Genomic DNA, 25,182 nt, shown 5'->3' on the forward strand with positions numbered 1-25,182 from the left:
TCAGTTGATCTGGGCGCTTTCGCGCACCATCCGCAGCAGGTCTTCGCCGTCCATCTCGTCCAGCGAGCTGCCGCCGTCCGGGCGGGCGTCGCCGTCTTCGCCGCTCCCCTCGCCGTCCTCGGCCAGCCGGGTCAGCATGTCCAGCAGGCCGCTCCGGCGGAGCCGGGCCGGCGGGATCGCCGCCAGCAGCTCCTGGTACCGCGCCGCCTCGGCGCCGCCGTCCCCGGCCGGACCGCCCGCGGGAAGCAGCTCGGCCAGCAGGTACCGGGCCAGCACCGCCGGGCTGGGCTGGTCGAAGACCAGGGAGGCCGGCAGGGCCAGACCGGTCGCGCCGACCAGGGCTTTGCGCAGCTCGACCGCGGTGAGCGAGTCGACGCCCAGTTCGGCGAACGGCCGGTCGGACGGGATGGCCGCCGGTCCGGTGTGGCCGAGGACGCGGGCCGCCGCGGCGCGGACCAGCTTGACCAGCTCGCGCTCACGCTCGGCGGCGGGCGCACCGGCCAGGCGTCCGCGCAGTTCGGCCACCCGGTCCGCGGCCGGTTCGGCCGCGGCCGCGGTGGTCAGCGCGGCCCGCACCTCGGGCAGGTCGCCCAGCAGCGGGCTGGGCCGCTGCACGGTGAACCGGGGCGCGAAGGTGGCCCAGTCCACGTCGGCCACGGTCAGCAGGGTCTCGTCGTCGTCGAGGGCCTGCTGCAGCGCGGCCACGGCGTACGCGGGACGCATCGGGGTGATCCCCATGCTCCGGAGGACGTCGAGGTCGGCCGAGCCGGCCAGCATCCCCGCCTCGGCCCAGGCGCCCCAGGCCACCGACGTGGCCGGGAGGCCGTCGGCGCGGCGGGACTGGGCCAGCGCGTCCAGGTAGGTGTTGGCGGCGCAGTAGCCGGGCTGGCTGTGGCTGCCCCAGACCGCCGCGATCGAGGAGAACAGCACGAAGGCGTCCAGTTCGGCGTCGCGGGTCAGTTCGGCCAGGTACCGGGCCGAGGTGACCTTGGCCCGCAGCGTGGTGTCGAGGCTGTCCGGCCCGAGTTCGGCGATCGGCTGGTGGTCCGCCACGCCGGTGGCGTGGAACACCGCCCGCAGCGGGTGCTGTGCGCCGATTTCCGCGAGCAGCGCGGCCAGCTGCTCCTTCTCGGCGACGTCGCAGGCGGCCACGGTGACCCGGGCGCCGTGCGCGGCCAGTTCCTCCCGCAGCTCGGCCGCGCCCGGCGCGTCCGGGCCCCGGCGGCTGGCCAGGACGAGGTGTTCGGCGCCGTTCTTCGCGGCCCAGCGGGCGATGGCCGCCCCGAGGCCGCCGGTGCCGCCGGTGATCAGCACCGTGCCGCGCGGCCGCCACTGGCGGCGGGCACTGCCCTGGACACGGCGGGCGCGGACCACCCGGCGGGCGTAGCTGCCGGACTCGCGGATGGCGACCTGGTCTTCGCCGCCGGCCCCGGACAGGGTCGCGGCCAGCCGGCGGGCGGTCCTCTCGGCCAGTTCGGCCGGCAGGTCGACGAGACCGCCCCACTGCCGCGGGTACTCCAGCGCGGCGGCGCGCCCGAGGCCCCAGATCGTCGCCTGGAGCGGGTGGGGCACCGGCTCGCCGTCCTCGACACCGACCGCGCCGGAGGTGGCGCACCACACCGGAGCGGTGATTCCGCCGTCGGCCAGCGCCTTGAGCAGCTCGGCCGTGCCGGCCAGCCCGGCGGGCACCGAGCCGAATCCGGCGCACGCCTGTTCGGCGACGCCGAGCAGCGACAGCACCCCGGCGATCGGTTCGTCCACCGGCAGCTGGTCCACTGTGGACCTCAAAACGGTCAGGCCCTGGCCGGTCAGGGCGGTTTCGACGCTGTCGACCCATTCGTGGTGCGCTCGGTCGCCGGGCTCGACGAGCAGCCAGGTACCCGGTCGCACCTCCTCCGGTTCGGGCAGCGGGGTCCAGGTGGTCCGGTAGCGCCACGGGTCGACCACGCTCTGCTCGCGCGAGCGGGTCCGCCACGACGCGAGAGCGGGCAGGACGGTGTCCAGCGAGGCGTCGTCGAGGCCCAGCTCGCCGGCCAGGGTCCGGCTGTCCTCGCGTTCGACCGCGGCCCAGAACTCGTCGTCCACCGGGTCGGCCTGGGCGGCCACCTTCGGGATCGGCCAATAGGTCCGGTGCTGGAAGGCGTAGGTGGGCAGCGTCGCCCGGCGGGGCTCGAGTGGCGCGAAGTAGGCGTCCCAGTCGACGTCGACGCCTTGGACGTGGAGCCCGGCCAGGGCGCGGAGCAAGGTCTCGGGTTCGGGTTTGTCCTTGCGCAGCGCCGGGATTCCGGTGGCCTCGGCCAGGTCGGCGGTGTGCGTGGTCAGGGTGCTGTCGGGGCCGAGTTCCAGGAACGTGCGGACGCCTTCGCCGTGGAGCGTGGTCAGGCCGTCGGCGAACCGGACGGTGTCGCGGACGTGCCGGACCCAGTAGTCGATGCTCCCCTGGTCACTGAGCCCACCGGTCACATTGGACACCACCGGAATCGTGGGCGCGTGGAACGTCATGCCGTCCAGGGCGCGGGCGAACTCGGCCAGCACGGGTTCCATCAGGCTGGAGTGGAACGCGTGCGACACCGGCAAGCGTTTCGCCCGGTCCGCCCTGATCCCGCTGATCGCCTCCTCGGTGCCCGACAGCACGACCGCGTTCGGTCCGTTGACCGCCGCGATCGACACCTCGGTCCACCGCGATGCTTCTTCCTCGGTGGCCCGCACAGCCAGCATCGCCCCACCCGGGGGCAGGGCCTGCATCAACCGGCCGCGAGCGGCCACCAACGCACATGCGTCCGCCAGGGAGAACACGCCGGCCACGTAGGCCGCCGTGATCTCGCCGATGGAGTGACCGGCCACGTAGTCGGGCTTGACACCCCAGGACTCCACCAGCCGGAACAACGCCACCTCGACCGCGAACAACGCCGGTTGGGTGTGTTCGGTCCGGTCCAGCCCCTCGCCGGACCACATCACCTCACGGAGGTTCTCGATACCCAGCTCGGCCAGTACCTCGTCGAGTGCCTCGGCGAACACCGGATACCGGGCGTGGAGCTCACGGCCCATGCCCGCGCGCTGGGCGCCTTGACCGGAGAAGAGGACGGCCAGCTTGCCCCGGACCCGCTCGCCGCTGAGCATGTTCGCGTGGACGCCGTCGGCGGCCCAGGACCGCAGGCTCGCCACGGCGTTGGCGTCGGCCAGCACCACGGCCCGGTGGTCGAAGGTGGCCCGGGTGGTGGCCAGGGCCCAGCCGACGTCCACGGTGTCCTGGTCGCCGATCCCCTCGGCCAGGGTCCGGGCCTGATCGCGCAGGGCTTCCGGCGTGCGGCCGGAGAGCACCCAAGGCACCGGCACGTCGTCCCGGACCACCTCCGGTGCGGCCGGAACGGGCTCGGGCGCTTCGATGATGGTGTGTGCGTTGGTTCCGCTGATGCCGAACGACGAAACGGCAGCCCGGCGAGGGCGGTCCACCTCGGGCCAATCCCGGCTTTCGCTGAGGAGCGAGACCGCGCCGGACGCCCAGTCGACGTGCGAGGACGGGTCGTTCGAGTGCAGGGATCGCGGCAGCACGCCGTGGCGCATGGCCATGACCATCTTGATGATGCTCGCGACCCCGGCCGCGGCCTGGGTGTGGCCGATGTTCGACTTCACGGAACCGAGCCACAGCGGCGTTTCCCGGTCCTGGCCGTAGGTGGCCAGCAGCGCCTGCGCCTCGATCGGGTCACCCAACCTGGTGCCGGTGCCGTGGCCCTCGACCACGTCGACGTCCGATGTGGACAGACCGGCCGACGCCAGCGCCTGGCGGATCACCCGCTGCTGCGACGGGCCGTTCGGCGCGGTCAGGCCGTTCGATGCGCCGTCCTGGTTGATGGCGCTGCCGCGCACGACGGCCAGGACTTCGTGGCCGTTGCGGCGGGCGTCGGACAGGCGTTCCAAGACCAGCATTCCGGCGCCTTCGGACCAGCCCACGCCATCGGCGCCGTCACCGTAGGACTTGCACCGGCCGTCCTCCGACAACCCTCGCTGCCGGGAGAACTGGATGAACGTGTTCGGCGTCGCCATCACGGTGACCCCGCCGGCCAGCGCCAGCGAGCACTCCCCGGCGCGCAGCGCCTGGACGGCCCAGTGCAGGGCGACCAGGGACGACGAGCAGGCGGTGTCGACGCTGACGGCCGGACCTTCCAGGCCCAGGGTGTAGGACACGCGGCCGGACAGGACGCTCGGCGCGCTGCCCATCCCCTGATATGCCTCGAATTCGCTGCCCTGCAGCAGTTTGGCGTAGTCGCTGTACATCACCCCGGCGAACACGCCGGTGTCGCTGCCCCGCAGGGAGACCGGGTCGATGCCAGCGCGCTCGAGCGCTTCCCACGACGTTTCCAGGAGCTGACGCTGCTGGGAGTCCGTCGCCATGGCTTCACGCGGGGACATCCCGAAGAATTCAGCGTCGAACTCACCGGCCTCGTGCAGGAAGCCACCGCGCTTGGTGTAGGAGGTCCCGGTGTGCTCCGGGTCCGGGTGGTACAGGGAGTCCAGGTCCCAGCCGCGACCGGTGGGGAACTCGGTGATCGCGTCGACCCCGTCGGCCACCAGCCGCCACAGGTCTTCCGGCGAACTCACGCCGCCGGGATAGCGGCACCCCATGCCGACGATGACGATCGGGTCGTCACCCACCGGCCGCGTCACGGCGGTGACCGGCACGGGCCGACCGGCCTCGCCGCCCAGCCGTTCGAGCAGGTAGCCGGTCAACGCGCCGATCGTCGGGTAGTCGAAGACCAGGGTCGTCGGCAGCCGCAGGTCCGTGGCCGCGTCGAGGCCGTTGCGCAGTTCGACCGCCGTCAACGAGTCGAAACCCAGCTCCTGGAACGTCTTCTCCGCGTCGAACACCGTGCCGGTCGCGTGCCCGAGGACGGCCGCGACCCGGCCGCCGATCACCTCGGCCACGGCTTCGGCCTGCTCGGCCGGGCTCAGCGCGGCCAGGCGCCGGGTCAGGTCGGCCGCAGCGGGCGCGTCGGCCCGGGAGACCCGGCGACGGACGCCGCCGGCGATGTCCCGCAGGGCGCCGGGCAGCACCGCCCGCTCGCGCAGCGCGGCCACGTCCAGTCCGGTCGCCACGATCCGGCCGTCGACGGTCAGGGCGGCGTCCAGCAGGGCCAGCGCCCGGTCGGCGGGCAGCGGCGGCACCCCGGCGCGGGCCATCCGCTCCCGATCGGCCTCCGACAGCTCGCCCACCAGACCGTCGGCCAACGCCCACGGCCCCCACGCCACCGACAACGTCGGACGGCCTTCAGCCGTGCGCACCTCGGCCAGCGCATCGAGGAACGAGTTCGCCGCAGCGTAGTTGGCCTGACCGGCGGTGCCGAGCACGCCGGCCACCGAAGAGAACAGCACCAACCGCGTGTCCGGGTGCCGTTCCAAGGCCCGGTGCAGGTGCCAGGCGGCGTCCACCTTGGGGGCGAGGACGGCGTCGAGCGAGTCCGGGGTCAGTGATCCGACCACCCCGTCGGCCAGCACCCCGGCCGCGTGGATCACCAGGTCGAGACCGTGTTCCACGGCCACGGCGTCGACCAGCGCCGACACCGATCCGGCGTCGCTGACGTCGCAGGTGCGCACCTCGACCGGACCGTCCAGTTCGGACAGCCAGTCCGCGGCGCCCCGGCGGCTGGCCAGCACCACCCGCTCGGCGCCCAGCTCCAGGAGGTGCTTGGTCAGCACCCGGCCCACGCCGCCCGTACCGCCGGTGATCAGCACGGTCCCGGAACACGTCCAGGATTCGGCCGCGGTGGCCCGGCGCAGCCGGGGAGCGAACACGGCGTCGCCGGTCAAGCGAAGCTCGGGCTCGTCGCAGGTCAGGGCTTCGATGAGGAGCCCCGCGTCCGGTTTGTCCGCCAGGTCCAGCAGGGCGAAGCGGCCGGGGTTCTCGGCGAGCGCGCTGCGGACCAGGCCCCAGGCGGCGGCGGTCCGCACGCCGGCTTGCCGGGTCAGCAGCACGAGCCGCGAACCGGCGAAGGCCGCCTCGGCCAGCCAGCGCTGGACCAGGTCCAGCACCTCGGCGGTCAGGCTGTGCACGCCGGCGGGCACGTCACCCGACGGCGGCGCGACCTCGGCCAACACGACCCGCGGTACGTCCGCGCCGGCCAGCGCGGCCAGGTCGGGAGCCGTCTGCACGGGCAGCCCCGCGCCGAGCAGGAGGTCGGCGACGTCCTCGGCGCCGACGACGGCAACGCGGGACAGGCCGGTCCGGGAGGTGCCGGTGACCGGGGCCCAGCCGACGTCGAACAGGCCCTCCCGGCGCACGGCGACCGGTGCGGACCCGGCCGAGCGGAGGGTCAGCGAGCCCACGGTCACCACCGGCACGCCGTCGTGGTCGGTGGCGGCGAGGGCGATGGTGTCCTCGCCCGAGCGGGTCAGCCGGACCCGCAGCCGGGTGGCGCCGGTGGCGTGCAGCTCGACGTCGTGCCAGGCGAACGGCACGACCGCCCCGCCGGGCTCTCCGGAACGCAGGTAGCGGATGCCGTGCAAGGCGGCGTCCAGCAGGGCCGGGTGCACGCCGAAGCCGTCGGCCTCCGCGTCCAGCGCCACCTCGGCGAACCACTCGTTCCCGGTGCCCTTCCAGACCGACTCGACGCCGCGGAACCGGGGCCCGTAGGCCAGGCCCAGCGCTTCAAGTTCGGCGTAGAAGGTGTCGATGTCGACCGGGGTCGCGGCCGGGGGCCAGGTTTCCAGGCCGGTGGCCCCGGTCGCGGCGACGCCGGGCCGGAGGGTGCCGGTGGCGTGCTGGATCCAGTCGTGGCCGGAGCCGGACCGGGAGTGGACGGCGAGACCGCGGGTGCCGTCGGCCTGTTCGGCCGTCACCCGCACCTGCACCTGGACCGGCTCGCGGGCCGGCAGGACCAGCGGCGCGAGCAGGGTCAGCTCGTCCAGCCGGCCGCAGCCGGCCTCGTCGCCGGCCCGGATGGCCAGCTCCACGAACCCGGTGCCCGGGAACAGCACCTGCCCGTTGACGACGTGCTCGGCCAGCCACGGCTGGGTGCGCACGGACAGGGAACCGGTGAGCACCACCCCGGAGGCGTCGGCCATGGCGACCGCGGCGCCCAGCAGCGGGTGCCCGGTCGCGGCCAGGCCGAACCCGGTCGCGTCACCGGCGTGGGCCCGCGCCTTCGGCCAGAACGCCCGGTGCTGGAAGGGGTAGGTGGGCAGGTCGACCCGCCGTGGTTCGAGCGGCGCGAAGAAGGCGTCCCAGTCGATGGCGATGCCCTGGATGTACAGCAGCGACAGCGCCCGGACGAGCGATTCGGGTTCGGGTTTGTCCTTGCGCAGGGCCGGAATCCCGGTGACGCCGGCCAGCTCGGCCACGTGGGTGGTCAAGGCGGCATCGGGGCCGAGTTCCAGGAACGTGCGGACGCCTTCGCCGTGGAGGGTGTCCAGGCCGTCGGCGAACCGGACGGTGTCGCGGACGTGCCGGACCCAGTACTCGATGCTGCCCTGATCGCTGATTTCACCGGTGACGTTCGAGACCACCGGAATCGTGGGCTCCTCGAATGTGATCCCATCCAGCGCGCGAGCGAATTCCGCCAGCATCGGTTCCATCAGGCTGGAGTGGAACGCGTGGGACACCGGCAACCGCTTGGCCCGGTCCGCCTCGATCCGCTCGATCGCCTCTTCCGTGCCCGACAGCACCACCGCGTTCGGTCCGTTGACTGCGGCGATGGAGACGTCGGTCCAGCGCCGTGCTTCTTCCTCAGTGGCTCGCACCGCGAGCATCGCTCCACCCGAGGGCAGCGCCTGCATCAACCGGCCTCGAGCCGCCACTAGCGCACACGCATCCGCCAGCGAAAGCACACCCGCAACGTGCGCCGCGGTGATCTCCCCGATGCTGTGCCCGGCCACGAAGTCCGGCTGGACACCCCAGGACTCCACCAGCCGGAACAACGCGGTCTCCACCGCGAACAACGCAGGCTGGGTGTACTCGGTCCGGTCCAACCCCTCCCCGGACCACATCACCTCACGGAGGTTCTCGATCTCCAGCTCGGCCAGCACCTCGTCCAGCGCCTGCGCGAACACCGGATACCGGGCATAAAGCTCACGGCCCATCCCGGCACGCTGCGCGCCTTGGCCGGAGAACACGATCGCCAGCTTGCCCCGCACCCGCGCACCGGAGAGGACATCCCCGTTCCGCAGGGAGGTCAACGCCGTTTCGGTGTCGGAAGCCAGCACCACCGCGCGGTGGTCGAAGCCGGAGCGCGTCCGGGCCAGCGACCAGGCCACGTCCACCGCCGCTTCACCGGCGACCCGGTCCGGCAGGGCAGCGGCCTGAGCCGTCAGCGCATCCGGGGACTTGGCCGACAGCACCCACGGCACCAGCACGGCTTCCGGCCTGGCCTCGACGACCGGAGCCGGCTCGTCCGGCTGTTCGAGGATGGTGTGGGCGTTCGTGCCGCTGATCCCGAACGACGACACAGCCGCGCGACGCGGACGCTGCACCTCCGGCCAGTTCCGCGGCTCGGTGAGCAGGCTGACCGCGCCGGACTCCCAGTCCACATGCGACGACGGCTCGTCGACGTGCAACGTCTGCGGCAGCACACCGTGCCGCATGGCCATGACCATTTTGATGATCCCGGCAACACCAGCCGCCGCTTGCGTGTGGCCGATGTTCGACTTCACCGAACCCAGCCACAGCGGCGTCTCCCGCTCCTGACCGTAGGTCGCCAGCAGCGCCTGGGCCTCGATGGGGTCGCCCAGCTTCGTGCCGGTGCCGTGGCCTTCCACCACATCGATGTCCGATGTGGACAGTCCGGTCGACGCCAGCGCCTGCCGGATCACCCGCTGCTGCGACGGCCCGTTCGGCGCCGTCAACCCGTTCGAGGCGCCATCCTGGTTGACCGCCGAACCCCGGACGACGGCCAGCACGTCGTGGCCGTTGCGGCGCGCGTCCGACAGTCGTTCCACGACCAGCATGCCGACGCCCTCGGCCCAGCCGGTGCCGTCGGCCCCGTCGGCGTAGGCCTTGCACCGGCCGTCGACGGCCAGACCGCCCTGCCGCGAGAACTCCACGAACAGCGAGGGGCTGGACAGGATGGTGGCCCCGCCGGTGAGCGCGAGCGAGCACTCGCCGCTACGCATGGCCTGGACCGCCCAGTGCAGCGCGACCAGCGACGACGAACACGCGGTGTCGACCGTGACCGCCGGGCCTTCCAGGCCCAGCGTGTAGGCCAAGCGGCCGGACATCACGCTCGGCGTGTTGCCGGTCAGCGTCAGCCCCTCAGCCTCGGCCGAGCCGGCCGACAACGCGGAATACCCGCTGGAAGACGCGCCGATGAAGACACCGGCCGGGGTTCCGCGCAGGGTCGCCGGGTCGATCCCGGACCGTTCCAGCGCCTCCCACGCGGTCTCCAGCAACTGCCGCTGCTGCGGGTCCATGGCCAGCGCCTCGCGCGGGGCGATGCCGAAGAACTCGGCGTCGAACCCGGCCACGTCGGTCAGGAAGCCGCCGCGGTGGGTGTCGCTGTGGCCCGGGCCGTCGCCGGTCAGCGCGGCCAGGTCCCAGCCGCGGTCTTCGGGGAACTCGGCGATGGCGTCCCCACCGGACGCGACCAGCTGCCAGAGGTCTTCGGGCGAGCGGACGCCGTGGGGGAAGCGGCAGGCCATGCCGACGATGACGATCGGGTCGTCGTCGTGCACGAGCGTGCCCGGCACCGCCACCGTGGTCTCGGCCTGCGGATCGAGCTGGTCCAGCAGGTGCGCGGCGAGCTGCTCGGGAGTCGGGTGGTCGAACACCAGCGTCGAGGACAGCCGCAGGCCGGTGGCCTGGCCGAGCCGGTTGCGCAGCTCGACCGCGGTCAAGGAGTCGAAGCCGAGTTCGCGGAACTCCCGTTCGAAGGCGACGTCCGACGCGTCGGCGTGACCCAGCACCAACGCCGCCTGCGCACCGACCAACGCGAGCACCCGCTCCCGCTGCTGCACCGGCGTCAGACCCGCCAACTCCCCAGCAAAGCCGCCATCGCCCCCAGCCGACGCACTGGCCGCCGAACGACGGACCGGCCGCACCGGCCCCGCCAACGCCCGCAGCATCGGCGGCACCTCGGCCCGGGCCCGCAACGCGGCGGCGTCGAAGCCGGTGGCCACGACGTGCGCGGCGTCGGTGGCGGTGGCGGCGTCGAACAGGGCCAGGCCGTCGGCGTGGCTCAACGGCGGGAACCCGGTACGCCGCATCCGGGCGACGTCCTGTTCGGACAGTGACGCCGTCATGCCGCCGGTCGGCTCCCAGCCACCCCAGGCGATCGACAGCCCGGGCCGGCCTTCGGCCCGGCGCTGCTCCATCAGCGCGTCCAGGAAGGTGTTGCCGGCCGCGTAGTTGGCCTGGCCTGCTGTGCCCAGGACCCCGGCGATCGAGGAGAACACCACCAGCGGGGCGTCCGGCACGGCCTGGTGCAGGTTCCAGGCGGCGTCGACCTTGGCCGCCAGGACCCGGTCCAGCCGCTCGGGGGTCATCGACTCCACCAGGCCGTCGTCCAGCACCCCGGCCGAGTGGACGACCGCGGACAGCGGAGCCAGGTCGTCGACCAGCGCTGCCGTCGCCACGGCGTCGGTGAGGTCGCAGGCGCGGACCTCGACCCGAGCGCCGGCCGACTCGAGTTCGGTCACCAGCTCGCCGATGCCGTCGGCGGCCGGGCCGCGACGACTCGTCAGCACCAGATGCCCGAAACCCCGCTCGACCAGGTGCCGGGCCACCAACTGGCCCAGGCCCCCCGTTCCGCCGGTGATCAGCACCGGGCGGGCGGGGTCCCACGCCCGCGGGATGGTGAAGACGATCTTGCCGACGTGCTTGGCCTGACTCATCCACCGCATCGCTTCCGGTGCCCGCCGGACGTCGAAGGTGCGAGCGGGCAGGGCCTGCACGATCCCGTCGTCGACCAGGGCCAGGAGCTGGCGCAGCAGTTCCTGCGTGCGGTCCGGCCCGGCGTCGATGATGTCGAAGGCCCGGTAACCGGGCATGTCCGTGCGGATGTCGGTCTTGCCCATCTCCGCGAACCGGCCACCCTCGGCCAGCAACCGCAGAGACGCGTCGGTGAACTCACCGGCCAGCGAATTCAGCACCACGTCCATGCCGTGACCGCCGCTGACCGCGCGGAACTGCTCCTCGAAATCCAGGGTCCGCGACGACGCGATGTGGTCGTCGGCGATCCCGAGTTCCCGCAGCACCGGCCACTTCGGCTCGCTGGCGGTAGCGAAGACTTCCGCGCCCAGCCAGCGGGCCACCTGGATCGCCGCCATCCCGACCCCACCGGCACCGGCGTGGATCAGCACGCGCTCGCCGGCGCGGAGGCCGGCGATGTCCTGGAGACCGTACAGCGCGGTCAGGTAGGCCACCGGCGCGCCGGCCGCGTCCACATCGGACCAGCAGGACGGCACCGGGGCGAGGAACCGCTCGTCGACGACGGCGAACGGGCCGAAGCCGCCGCCGATGCGACCGAGCACGCGGTCGCCGACCCGCAGGCCGGCCGCCTCGGGCCCGAGCTCGGTGACCACGCCCACCGCTTCGGCGCCGAGCAGCCCGGCGTCGCCCGGGTACATGCCCAGTGCGTTGAGCACGTCCCGGAAGTTGAGCCCGGCCGCGCGCACCGCGACCCGGACCTGACGGCCGGTCAGCTCGGCTTCGGCCGCGTCGCAGGGTTCCAGCGCGAGGCCGTCGAGGCTGCCCTGCGCGACCATGCCGAGCCGCCAGCCCGCGCTGTCCGCCGGCACCGCCAGGGCCGGCCGCACGGCGGTCAGGGCGCCGGTCAGCACGGCGCCGTCACGCAGCCGCACCTCGCGCTCGCCGCCGGCCAGCGCGGCGACGAGCAACGCACCGTCCAGCTCGCCCGCCGGGTCGAGGTCCAGCAGCCCGAACCGGTCCGGGTGCTCCGAACGCGCGCTGCGGATCAGGCCGAGCACCGGCGCGGTCACCACCTCGGCACCGCGGGTCAGCACGACCAGCCGCGAACCGGCGAACGCCGCTTCAGCCAGCCACTGCTGGACCAAGGCCAGCACCGCGCGGCTCGCCGCGTGCGCCCCGGCCACCACGTCCGCGTCCTCCGGCGCCCGGGCCAGGACGATCCGCGGCACCTCCTGGTCCGCCAGCGAAGCCAGGTCGTCCACCGTGACGACGTCCAGTCCGGCGTGCCGCAGAGCCGCGGCGACGTCCTCGGCACCGAGCACGGCGACCCGGGACAGCCCGGTTCGCGCGGTCCCGGTCGACGGGCGCCACCGCAGTTCGAAGAGGCCGTCCACCGAGGCCGCCGGAGGCTCGGCGGCCCGCAGTGTCAACCCGCCGACGCTGAGCACCGGCGTGCCCGCCGGGTCCACCGCCGACAACGTCACCGTGTCGTCGCCCGTGCGCAGCAGCCGCACCCGCAGCGCGGTGGCGCCCGTGGCGTGCAGAGTGACGTCCTGCCAGGCGAACGGCAGCACCGGACCCGCACCGGCGCCCCCGACGCCGGTGAACCCGATGGCGTGCAACGCCGAGTCCAGCAACGCCGGGTGCAGACCGAACCCGGTGGCCGCGTCGTCCAGGGCGACTTCGGCGAACCACTCGTCGTCGCCGCCCTGCCAGACACCGGTGAGGCCCTGGAACCGCGGGCCGTAGTGCAGGCCGAGCCGGGCCAGCCCGGCGTAGAAGTCCTCGGTACCGGCGGGCTGCGCGCCCGGCGGCGGCCAGGTGGTCAGACCGGTGGGGTCCGGCTCGGCCGCGTCGCCGCTGACCAGGCCGGTGGCGTGCTGGGTCCAGTCGCCGCCTTCGGCGCGGGAGTGCACGCCGAGCGCGCGGCGGCCCTGGGCGTCCGGCTCGCCGACGCGGACCTGCACCTGCACCGCACCCTGAGCGGGCAGGACCAGCGGGGCCAGCAGGGTCAGCTCGTCGACCCGGCCGCAGCCCACCTCGTCGCCGGCCCGCACCGCCAGCTCCACGAACCCGGTACCCGGGAACAGGATCCGGTCGCCGACGACGTGGTCGGACAGCCACGGGTGGGAGTGCAATGACAGACGTCCGGTGAGGAGCACGTCTTCGGAGCCGGCCACCGTGAGGATCGCGCCGAGCAGCGGGTGCCCGGTGACTTCCTGACCGAGGCCGGACGCGTCCCCGGCGACCGCCCGGGTGACGGGCCAGTACGTGCGGTGCTGGAAGGCGTAGGTCGGCAGGGTGGCCCGGCGCGGCTCGAGCGGCGCGAAGAAGGCGTCCCAGTCGACGTCGATGCCCTGCACGTGGAGGGCGCCCAGGGCGCGGAGCAGGGTTTCGGGTTCGGGCTTGTCCTTGCGCAGCGCCGGAATCCCGGTGACGCCGTCCAGGCTTGCCGTGTGTGTGGTCAGGGTGGCGTCCGGCCCCAGCTCCAAGAAGGTGCGGACGCCTTCGCCGTGGAGGGTGTTCAGGCCATCGGCGAACCGCACGGTGTCGCGGACGTGCCGGACCCAGTAGTCGATGCTGCCCTGTTCGCTGATCTCGCCGGTGACATTCGAGACCACCGGGATGGCGGGCTCGTGGAACGTGATCCCGTCCAGGGCCCTGGCGAACTCGGCCAGCATCGGTTCCATCAAACTGGAGTGGAACGCGTGGCTGACCGGCAACCGCTTGGCTCGGTCCGCCTCGATTCGGCTGATCGCCTCTTCTGTGCCGGACAGCACCACCGCGTTCGGGCCGTTGACCGCCGCGATGGACACGTCAGGCCACTGCCGTGCTTCTTCCTCGGTGGCCCGGACCGCGAGCATCGCTCCACCCGGGGGCAGGGCCTGCATCAACCGGCCGCGGGCAGCCACCAGCGCACACGCGTCCGCCAGCGACAGCACACCCGCAACGTGCGCTGCGGTGATTTCGCCGATGCTGTGCCCGGCCACGAAGTCCGGCTTGACACCCCAGGACTCCACCAGCCGGTACAACGCGGTTTCCACCGCGAACAACGCAGGCTGCGTGTACCGGGTCTCGTCCAGGCCGTCGCCGGACCACATCACTTCACGCAGGTTCTCGATCTCCAGCTCGGCCAGCACTTCGTCCAAGGCGTGGGCGAACACCGGATACCGGGCATATAGCTCCCGGCCCATTCCCACCCGCTGCGCGCCCTGCCCCGAGAACAAGATCGCCAGCTTGCCCCGCACCCGGGTACCGGACAGGACATCCCCGTTCCGCAGAGAGCTCAACGCCGTCTCGGTATCCGGTGCCAAGACCACCGCACGGTGCTCGAAGGCCGTCCGCGAGGTCGCCAGCGACCAGCCGACGTCCACGGTGTCCTGGTCGCCGAGCACCTCGGCCAGGGTCCGGGCCTGGGCGTCCAGGGCTTCCGGCGTGCGGCCGGACAGCACCCACGGCACCAGCACGTCGTCCCGGACCACCACCGGCGTGTCCGGAGTGGGCTCGGGGGCCTCGATGATCGTGTGCGCGTTCGTCCCGCTGATCCCGAACGACGAGATCCCGGCCCGGCGCGGACGCCCGGCCTCGGGCCAGTCGCGCGCCTCGGTCAGGAGGCTGACCGCACCGGCTTCCCAGTCCACGTGCGAGGACGGCAGGTCCGCGTGGAGAGACCGCGGGAGCAGGCCGTGGCGCATGGCCATGACCATCTTGATGATCCCGGCGACCCCGGCCGCGGCCTGGGTGTGCCCGATGTTCGACTTCAACGAACCCAGCCACAGCGGGGCTTCGCGGTCCTGGCCCTGGCCGTAGGTGGCCAGCAGCGCCTGCGCCTCGATCGGGTCACCCAACCTGGTGCCGGTGCCATGGCCTTCCACCACGTCGACGTCCGATGTGGACAGACCGGCCGACGCCAGCGCCTGCCGGATCACCCGCTGCTGCGACGGGCCGTTCGGCGCCGTCAGGCCGTTCGATGCGCCATCCTGGTTCACCGCGGAACCGCGGATGATCGCCAAGACTTCGTGACCGTTGCGGCGCGCGTCGGACAGGCGTTCCAGCACCAGCATTCCGGCGCCCTCGGACCAGCCGACCCCATCAGCGCCGTCACCATAGGACTTGCACCGGCCGTCCTCGGACAACCCTCGTTGCCGGGAGAACTGGATGAACGTGTTCGGCGTCGCCATCACCGTCACCCCACCGGCCAAAGCCAGCGAGCACTCCCCCGCCCGCAGCGCCTGCACCGCCCAGTGCAACGCCACCAGCGACGACGAACACGCCGTGTCGACACTCACCGCCGGACCTTCCAGTCCCAGCGTGTAGGACACCCGGCCGGACAGGACGCTCGGCGCGCTGCCCATTCCCTGGTACGCCTCGAACTCGCTGCCCTGCAACAACTTGCCGTAGTCGCTGTACATCACCCCGGCGAACACACCCGTGTCACTGCCCCGCAGCGACACCGGGTCGATCCCGGCCCGCTCCAACGCCTCCCACGACGTTTCCAGCAACTGACGCTGCTGCGAGTCCGTCGCCATCGCCTCGCGGGGAGACATCCCGAAGAACTCGGCGTCGAACTCACCGGCCTCGTGCAGGAAACCACCGCGCTTGGTGTACGAGGTACCGGCGCGCTCGGGATCGGGGTCGTAGATCGAATCCAGGTCCCAGCCACGACCGGTGGGGAACTCGGTGATCGCGTCCACGCCGTCGGCCACCAGCCGCCACAGGTCTTCCGGCGAACTCACACCGCCGGGATAACGGCACCCCATGCCGACGATGACGACCGGATCGTCACTCACCGGCCGGACGACTTCGGCGACCTGCGCCGGCTGACCGGCGCCGCCGCCCAGCCGTTCGAGCAGGTACTCGGTCAACGCGCCGATCGTCGGGTAGTCGAAGACCAACGTCGTCGGTAGCCGCAAGTCCGTGGCCGCGTCCAGACCGTTGCGCAGCTCCACCGCCGTCAGGGAGTCGAAACCCAGCTCCTGGAACGTCTTTTCCGCGTCGAACACCGTGCCGGTCGCGTGCCCGAGCACCGCGGCCACCCGGCCCCGGACGACCTCGGCGACCAGGCCGGCCTGCTCGGCGGGTGGGCGTCCGGCGAGCCGGGACGCCAGCGCACCGGAACCCGAGACCGGGCCGCGGGCGGAAACCCGGCGGCGCGGGCCGCCGGCCAGGTCGCGCAGCACACCGGGAACGGACGGCCGTTCGCGCAGCGCGGGCAGGTCGAGTCCGGTGGCGATGACCTGGCCGGTCGCGCCCATGACCGTGTCGAACAGGCTCAGGCCTTGGATTTCGGTCAGCGGCGGCACACCGGCGCGGGCCATCCGCTCCCGATCGGCCTCCGACAGCTCACCCACCAGACCATCGGCCAACGCCCACGGACCCCACGCCACCGACAACGTCGGATGGCCCTCGGCCGTCCGAGCTTCGGCCAGCGCATCCAGGAACGCGTTCGCCGCAGCGTAGTTGCCCTGCCCCGCCGCACCCAGCACGCCGGCCACCGAGGAAAACAGCACCAACCGGGTGTCCGGGTGCCGCTCGAGCGCGCGGTGCAGGTGCCAAGCGGCGTCGACCTTCGGGGCGAACACGGCATCGAACGAGTCCGGGGTCAGGGAGCCCACCACACCGTCGGCCAGCACCCCGGCCGCGTGGATCACCAGGTCGAGGCCATGTTCCGCGGCCACGGCGTCGACCAGCGCCGACACCGAACCGGCGTCGCTGACGTCGCACGCCCGCGCCTCGACCCGATCGTCCAGCTCGGACAGCCAGTCCGCGGCGCCCCGGCGGCTGGCCAGCACGACGCGCTCGGCGCCCAGCTCCAGGAGGTGCTTGGTCAGCACCCGGCCCACGCCGCCGGTGCCGCCGGTGATCAGCACGGTTCCCGTGGCGGTCCACGGGCGTTCGTCGGCGGTTCGGCGCAGCCGCGGTGATTCGACGGTTCCGGCTGTCAGCCGGGTCTCCGCCTCGCCGCAGGTGAGCGCCTCGAGCAGCGACGGGGCATCCGGTTCACCGGCCAGGTCCAGCAGGGCGAACCGGTCCGGGTTTTCGGTGCGGGCGCTGCGGACCAGCCCCTTAACCGCGGCAGTAGCCGGCCCGTTGTCCCGGGTTATGAGGACCAGCCGCGAGCCCGCGCAAGCGTCCTCGGCGAGCCACGCCTGCACGAGCGCAAGCACGTCGGCCGCGGCCCGCCGAGCGGCGGCGGCCGGGTCATCGGGATCGGTGGGCGGGACGGTGACCAGCACCACCCGCGGCACGGCCAGCTCAGCGGCGGTCCCGGCCTCCACACCACCACCGCGCACCAGATCACTCGGCTCTGCCAGCTCGGCGGCGGCACCGCGGGCCGGCTCGGCCGGCTCAGCAGCGGTCCCGGCCTCCACACCGCCCCCGCGGACCAGATCACGCGGCTCGGCGGCGGTCTCGGCTTCCACACCACTTCTGCGAGTCGGATCACCCGGCTCGCCCGGCTCGGCGGCGGCACCCCGGGCCAGATCGGCCAGCTCGGCGCCGTTTCCAGCCTCCACACCACTACCGCGGACCGAAGCACCCAGCTCGGCGGCGGCACCTAGAGCCAGATCACCCGGCTCGGCAGCCGTCCTCACCTCCACACCCGCGCCGCGAAGCAGCTCGGCCAGACCGAGCGGATCCGCGCCCAGCACCGCCGCCCGAGCCAGGCCCGTGCGGCTGGTGGCCGAGACCGGCGCCCACTCGAGGCGGAGCAGTTCCGCTCCACCGCGAACCGCCTGCGGCCCGGTGCCGATGGCGCGCAACGAAAGCGCACCCACCGTCAGCACCGGCGCACCATCCTGGTCGACCGCCGCGAGAGCCACCGTGTCCTCGCCCTGACGCGTCAAGCGGACCCGCAGCCGGGTGGCGCCCTCGGCGTGCAGGGTCACGTCACGCCAAGCGAACGGCACCCGGGCGCCACCGCCGTCGCCTCCGTACCGGAGGCTGTGCAAGGTCGCGTCCAACAGCGCCGGGTGCAGCCCGAACTTCTCGGTGCCAGCGTCCAGCGCGACCTCGGCGAACCACTCGCCCGGGCCGCCCCGCCAGACGGCTTCGAGGCCCCGGAACAACGGCCCGTAGGTCAGGCCGAGCTCGGCCAGCTCGGTGTAGCAGTCAGCGATGTCGACCGGCGTCCCCGACGGCGGCCACGTCTCCAACCCGGTGCGGTCCGGCTCGGCCGGGGTGGCGCTCAGGATGCCGGTGGCGTGCTGGGTCCAGCCGGTCTGCTCGGTGCGGGAATGCACCGTGAGGGTGCGCCGCCCCTGGGCGTCGGGCTCGGTCACCCAGACCTGCAGCTGCACGGCGGCGCGCTCGGGGATGGCAAGGGGGGCGAGCAGGGTGAGCTCGTCCACGACGCCGCAGCCGACCTCGTCGCCGGCGCGGATGGCCAGCTCCACGAAACCGGTGCCCGGGAACAGCACCTGCCCGTTGACGACGTGCTCGGCCAGCCACGGGTGGGTGCGCAACGCCAGGCTGCCGGTCAGCACCGCGTCGAGGCCGGCTCCGTCGGGACGCACCGCGGCGGCGGCCAGCAGCGGGTGGTGGGTGGCCGTCAGGCCCAGGCCGGCCGCGTCCGCGCGGGCCAGTCGCGGCGTCGGCCAGAACGTCCGGTGCTGGAAGGGGTACGTGGGCAGGTCGATCCGCCGTGGCTTGAGGGGCGCGAAGAAGGCGTCCCAATCGACGGCGGCACCCTCGATGTGCAGCCGCGACAACGCCCGGAGCAGGGACTCGTCCTCGGGCTTGTCCCTGCGCAGCGCCGGAATCCCGGTGGCACTCTCCAGAGTGGCGGTGTGGGTGGTCAAGGTGCTGTCCGGGCCGAGTTCCAGGAACGTCCGGACTCCCTCGCCGTGCAGCGTGGTGAGGCCGTCGGCGAAGCGGACCGTGTCGCGGACGTGCCGGACCCAGTACTCGATGCTCCCCTGGTCGCCGAACCCACCGGTCACATTGGACACCACCGGGATCGTGGGCTCGTGGAACGTGATCCCGTCCAACGCTCGGGCGAACTCCGCCAGCATCGGCTCCATCAGGCCGGAGTGGAACGCGTGCGACACCGGGAGCCGCTTCGCGCGCTCGACTTCGAGGGCGTCGATCGACTCCGCCGGCCCGGCCAGCACCACGGCCTCGGGGCCGTTGACCGCCGCGATGGCCAGGTCCGTGCCGTCGATCCACGCGAGGGCCTCGGCCTCGGTGGCCGGGACCGCCAGCATCGCCCCGCCGTCCGGCAGCGCCTGCATCAACCGGCCGCGCGCGGCCACCAGCGAGCAGGCGTCCGCCAGCGAGAACACGCCCGCCACGTGGGCCGCCGTGATTTCCCCGATGCTGTGTCCCGCAACGAAGTCCGGCTTGACACCCCAGGACTCCATCAGCCGGAACAACGCCACCTCGACGGCGAACAGCGCCGGCTGGGTGTACTCGGTGCGGTCCAGGCCGTCGCCGGACCACATGACCTCGCGCAGGTTCTCGATGCCCAGCTCACCCAGGACCTCGTCCAAGGCCGCCGCGAACACCGGGTGGCGCGCGTACAGCTCACGGCCCATCCCCGCGCGCTGGGCGCCTTGGCCGGAGAACAGGACGGCCAGCTTGCCGCGACCGCGCGTGCCGGACAGCACGTCCCCGTCCCGCAACGACGACAGCGCGGTTTCCGTGTCGGGGGCCAGGACCACCGCACGGTGTTCGAAGGCCGTCCGGGTGGCGGCCAGCGACCAGCCGACGTCCACGCTGTCCCGGCCGCCGGCTCGCTCGAGCAAGGCCGCGGCCTGGGCCTGCAGCGCGTCCGGCGACTTGGCTGACAGCAGCCAGGGCACGAGAGCGGTCTCCCGTTTGGGCTCGGCCGGTGTCTCGGCGGGCACGCTCTCGAGGATGGTGTGGGCGTTGGTGCCGCTGATCCCGAACGACGAAATCGCCGCGCGACGCGGACGGTTCTGCTCCGGCCAGTCCCGCGGCTCGGTGAGCAGGCTGACCGCACCCGACTCCCAGTCCACATGCGACGACGGTTCGTCCACGTGCAACGTCCGCGGCAGCACACCGTGCCGCATGGCCATGACCATCTTGATGATCCCGGCAACACCAGCCGCCGCCTGGGTGTGGCCGATGTTCGACTTCACCGAACCCAGCCACAACGGCGTCTCCCGGCCCTGGCCGTAGGTCGCCAGCAGCGCCTGGGCCTCGATGGGGTCGCCCAGCTTCGTGCCGGTGCCGTGGCCTTCCACCACGTCAATGTCCGATGCGGACAAACCGGCCGACGCCAGCGCCTGCCGGATCACCCGCTGCTGCGAAGGACCATTTGGAGCCGTCAAACCATTCGACGCGCCATCCTGGTTGACGGCGCTGCCGCGGACGGCCGCGAGCACCTGGTGGCCGTGACGACGGGCGTCGGACAGCCGCTCGGCCACGAGGACACCGACGCCCTCGGCCCAGCCGGTGCCGTCGGCCCCGTCGGCGTAGGCCTTGCACCGCCCGTCGACGGCCAGGCCGCCCTGCCTCGAAAACTCCACGAACAGCGACGGTCCGGAAAGGATGGTGGCGCCGCCGACCACGGCCAGCGAGCATTCGCCCTGCCGCAGCGATTGCGCGGCCAGGTGCAGCGCGACCAGGGACGACGAACAAGCCGTGTCCACCGTGACCGCCGGCCCCTCCAGGCCCAGCGTGTAAGCCAGGCGGCCGGACATCACGCTCGGCGTGTTGCCGGTCAGCGTCAGCCCCTCGGCCTCCGCCGAACCGGCCGACAACGCGGAATAGCCGCTGGCCGAGGAGCCGATGAACACCCCGGCGGGGGTACCGCGCAACGCGGCCGGGTCGATCCCGGACCGCTCGAGCGCCTCCCAGGTCGTCTCCAGCAGGTGCCGCTGCTGCGGGTCCATGGCCAGCGCCTCGCGCGGGGCGATGCCGAAGAACTCGGCGTCGAACCCGGCCACGTCACGGAGGAAGCCGCCGGACCCGGTGGCACTGCTGCCGGTGCCGCCGCCGAGCAGTGTTTCCAGATCCCAGCCGCGGTCGCCGGGGAAGGGTGTGGTGGTCTCGCGGCCCTCGGCGACGACGTCCCAAAGCTGTTCGGGGGTGGTGATGCCGTCGGGGAAGCGGCAGGCCATGCCGACGATGACGATCGGGTCGTCGTCCGCGGCCACGGTCCCGGTGACGACCGGGGTCTCGGCGGCCTGCGGATCGAGCTGGTCCAGCAGGTGCGCGGCGAGCTGCTCGGGAGTCGGGTGGTCGAACACCAATGTCGAAGACAGCCGCAAACCCGTGGCCTGGCCGAGCCGGTTGCGCAGCTCGACCGCGGTCAAGGAGTCGAAGCCCAGCTCACGGAACTCCCGTTCGGAGGCGACCTCCGACGCGTCGCCGTGGCCCAGCACCAAAGCGGCCTGCGCACCGATCAACGCCAGCACCCGCTCCCGCTGCTGCACCGGCGTCAGACCCGCCAGCTCAGCCGCGAAACCACCCTTGTCCGCACCGGACACCGTGGCCGCCGAACGGCGGACCGGCCGCGCCGGACCCGCCAACGCCCGCAACATCGGCGGCACCTCGGCCCGGGCCCGCAACGCGGCACCATCGAACCCGGTCGCGACCACGGCCGCCAGGTCCGAGGTCAGCGCCTTGTCGAACAGGACCAGGCCGTCGGCGTGGCTCAGCGGCGGAAAGCCGGTGCGCCGCATCCGGGCCACGTCCTGTTCGGACAGCGACGCCGTCATGCCCCCGGTCGGCTCCCAGCCACCCCAAGCAATCGACAACCCCGGCAGCCCTTCGGCCCGCCGCTGCTCCATCAAAGCGTCCAGGAAGGCGTTGCCGGCCGCGTAGTTCGCCTGGCCCGCCGTCCCCAGCACCCCGGCGATGGAGGAAAAAACCACCAGCGGCGTGGCACCGATCGCGCGGTGCAGGTGGAAGGCCGCGTCGACCTTGGCCGCCAGGACCCGGTCCAGCCGCTCCGGGGTCAGCGACTCCACCAGGCCGTCGTCCAGCACCCCGGCCGAGTGCACCACACCCGCGAGCGGCCCCAACTCCTCGACCAGGGCCGCCGTCGCCGCGGCGTCGCTGAGGTCGCACGCGCGGACCTCGACCCGCGCCCCGGCCGACTCCAGGTCCGTCACCAGCTCGCCGATGCCTTCGGCGGCCGGGCCGCGACGACTCGTCAGCACCAGATGCCCGAAACCCCGCTCGACCAGATGACGAGCCACCAACCGGCCCAGCCCGCCGGTCCCCCCGGTGATCAGCACCGGGCGGGTGCGCTCCCACGCCTGCGGGATGGTCAGCACCAGCTTGCCGACGTGCTTGGCCTGGCTCATCCACCGCATCGCCTCCGGCGCCCGCCGCACGTCGAACGTGCGGACCGGCAGCGCGGTGGCGGCGCCTTCTTCCACCAGGGTCAGCAGCCGGCGCAGCAGTTCCTGCGTGCGGTCCGGCCCGGCCTCAACGATGTCGAAGGCCCGGTAACCGGGCACGCCCGTGCGGATGTCGGTCTTGCCCATCTCGGCGAACCGGCCACCTTCGGCCAGCAACCGCAGAGAAGCATCCGTGAACTCACCGGCCAGCGAATTCAGCACCACGTCCATGCCGTGACCGCCGCTGACCGCCCGGAACTTGTCCTCGAAATCCAGGGTCCGCGACGACGCGATGTGGTCATCGGCGACTCCGAGCTCCCGCAGCACCGGCCACTTCGCTTCGCTGGCCGTGGCGAAAACCTCCGCCCCCAGCCACTGCGCAACCTGGATCGCCGCCATGCCCACCCCACCGGCACCGGCGTGGATCAGCACACGCTCGCCGGCACGGAGGCCGGCCACGTCGATCAGGCCGTACAGCGCGGTCACGTAGACCACCGGAGCGCCCGCGGCCTCGGCGTCCAACCAGACGGCGGGCACCGGGACCAGGTAGCGCTCGTCCACGACGGCGAACGGACCGACACCGCCGGCGAAGCGACCCATGACGCGGTCGCCCACGGTCAGGCCGGTCACCTCAGCACCGGCCTCGGCGACCACCCCCATCGCCTCGGCGCCCAGCGGGCCGGCGTCACCCGGGTACATGCCCAGGACGGTCAGCACGTCCCGGAAGTTCAGCCCGGCCGCGCGCACCGCCACCCGGACCTCGCGCGGGCCCAGCTCGGCCCGGTCGGCGTCGCACGGCTCCAGTGAAACGCCGTCGACGGAACCCTGCTGCACCATGGTCAGCCGCCACGCGGGCGTGCCCGGCAGCGGCAGGCCGGCGTCCGCACCGTGCAGCGCGCCGGTGAGCACGACGCCGTCACGCAACCGCACCTCGCTCGAGCCGCTGCCCAGGGCGGCGACCAGCAACCCACCGTCCACTTCGGCCGCCGGGTCGAGGTCCAGCAGCCCGAACCGATCCGGGTGCTCCGAACGCGCACTGCGCACCAGACCGAGCACCGGCGCGGTCACCACCTCGGCACCGCGGGTCAGCACGACCAGCCGCGAACCGGCGAACGCCTCCTCGGCCAGCCACCGCCGCACCAGGTCCAGCACCGCCCGGCTCGCCGCGTGCGCCCCGGCCACGACGTCGGCGCCGTCCGGCACCGGCACCCGCGCCAGCACGACCCGCGGAACGTCCGGTCCCGCCAGCGAAGCCAGGTCGTCGGCCGTGGTGACCTCCACCCCGGTGGTCCGCAGGGCCGCGGCGACGTCTTCGGCACCGAGCACGGCCACCCGGGACACTCCGGTGAGCGCCGTCCCGGTCACCGGGCTCCACCGCACCTCGAACAACCCGTCGGCCGCAGCCGCCGACAGGTCGGCGGCCCGCAGCGTCAACCCGCCGACGCTGATCACCGGCGCACCCGCCGGGTCCACCGCCGACAGCGTCACGCTGTCATCCGCGTTGCGCACCAGCCGCACCCGCAGGGCGGTGGCGCCACTGGCGTGCAGGCTCACGTCCTGCCAGGCGAACGGCAGTGCGGGGCCGCGCCCGTCGCCGCCCGCCCCGGTGAGGCCGATGGCGTGCAGCGCCGAGTCCAGCAGCGCCGGGTGCACGCCGAACCCGTCCGTGCCGGTCTCCGCCGGCAGGGTGACCTCGGCGAACCACTCGCCCGCACTCCCCTGCCAGACCGCCCGCACGCCCTGGAAGACAGGGCCGTAGTGCAGGCCGCGGCCGGCCAGTCCGGCGTAGAAGTCCGTCACTTCGGCCGGGCGCGCCCCGGTCGGCGGCCAGACCGCGAACGGGCCGGGATCCGGCTCGGCCGCGTCCGCCGCGAGGGTGCCGGCGGCGTGCTGCGTCCACTCGCCGCCCTCCACGCGGGAGTACACGGTGATCGTGCGGCGGCCGTCGTCGGCGGCCGCGTCCACCCGGACCTGCACCTGCACGCCGTCCTGGGCGGGCACGACCAGCGGGGCCAGCAGGGTCAGCTCCTCGACCCGGCCGCAGCCGACCTCGTCCCCGGCGCGCACCGCCAGCTCCACGAACCCGGTGCCCGGGAACAGGATCCGGTCGCCGACGACGTGGTCGGACAGCCACGGGTGCGAGTGCCGGGAGAGCCGCCCGGTCAGCACAACTCCGGAGGCGTCGGCCATCGGGACGGCCGCGGCCAGCAGCGGGTGCCCGGTGACCTGCTGCCCCAGGCCCGACGCGTCGCCGACCACGGCCCGGGTCGCCGGCCAGTAGGTGCGGTGCTGGAAGGCGTAGGTGGGCAGGTCCGTCCGGCGCGGCTCGAGCGGGCCGAACAACGCCGTCCAGTCCACGGCCACCCCGTGCAGGTGCAGCTGGGCCGCGGCTCGGACGAAGGAGTCGGCTTCGGGCTTCTCCTTGCGCAGTGCGGGGATCGCCACGACGCCGTCGAGCACGGCCGTGTGCGTGGTGAGCGTGGCGTCCGGGCCCAGTTCCAGGAACGTGCGGGTGTCGTGGTCGTAGAGACAGCGCAGGGTGTCGGCGAAGCGGACGGTCCCGCGCACGTGCCGCAGCCAGTAGCCGGCGTCGAACTGGGTCTCGAACCGCCCGCTGAGGTTGGAGACCACGGGAATCTCCGGACGGTGGAACTCCATCCCCTCCAGGACCTGGGCGAACTCGGCCAGCATCGGGTCCATCAGGCCGGAGTGGAACGCGTGCGAAACCGGCAGCCGCTTGGCCCGGCGGCCCTCGGCCAGGGCCAGCACCTCGTCTTCCGGCCCGGCGAGCACGACCGCGTCGGGCCCGTTGACGGCGGCGACGGCCACCCGGGTGCCCTTGATCCAGTCCGTGGCCTCGGCTTCGGTGGCCTGCACGGCCAGCATCGCGCCCCCGGCGGGCAGCGCCTGCATCAACCGGCCCCGAGCCGCCACCAACCGGCACGCGTCGGCCAACGACAGCACCCCGGCCACGTGCGCCGCCGAAATCTCGCCGATGCTGTGCCCGGCCACGTA

The 25,182-nt window shown here is 73.2% G+C and carries 1 protein-coding gene (running past one end of the window); it reads right to left on the bottom strand.

Annotation, left to right across the window (positions count from 1 at the left end; all coding sequences use genetic code 11):
- Window positions 1-25,182: the 3' portion of a type I polyketide synthase gene (locus ACLJPY_RS02055; RefSeq protein WP_410586243.1), read on the bottom strand. 1,872 nt of this gene lie beyond the right edge of the window; the window shows 25,182 of its 27,054 coding nt (coding positions 1,873-27,054); its start codon lies beyond the right edge, outside the window; its stop codon occupies window positions 1-3.

This window comes from Amycolatopsis sp. lyj-23, assembly GCF_046549135.1.
GTDB lineage: Bacteria > Actinomycetota > Actinomycetes > Mycobacteriales > Pseudonocardiaceae > Amycolatopsis.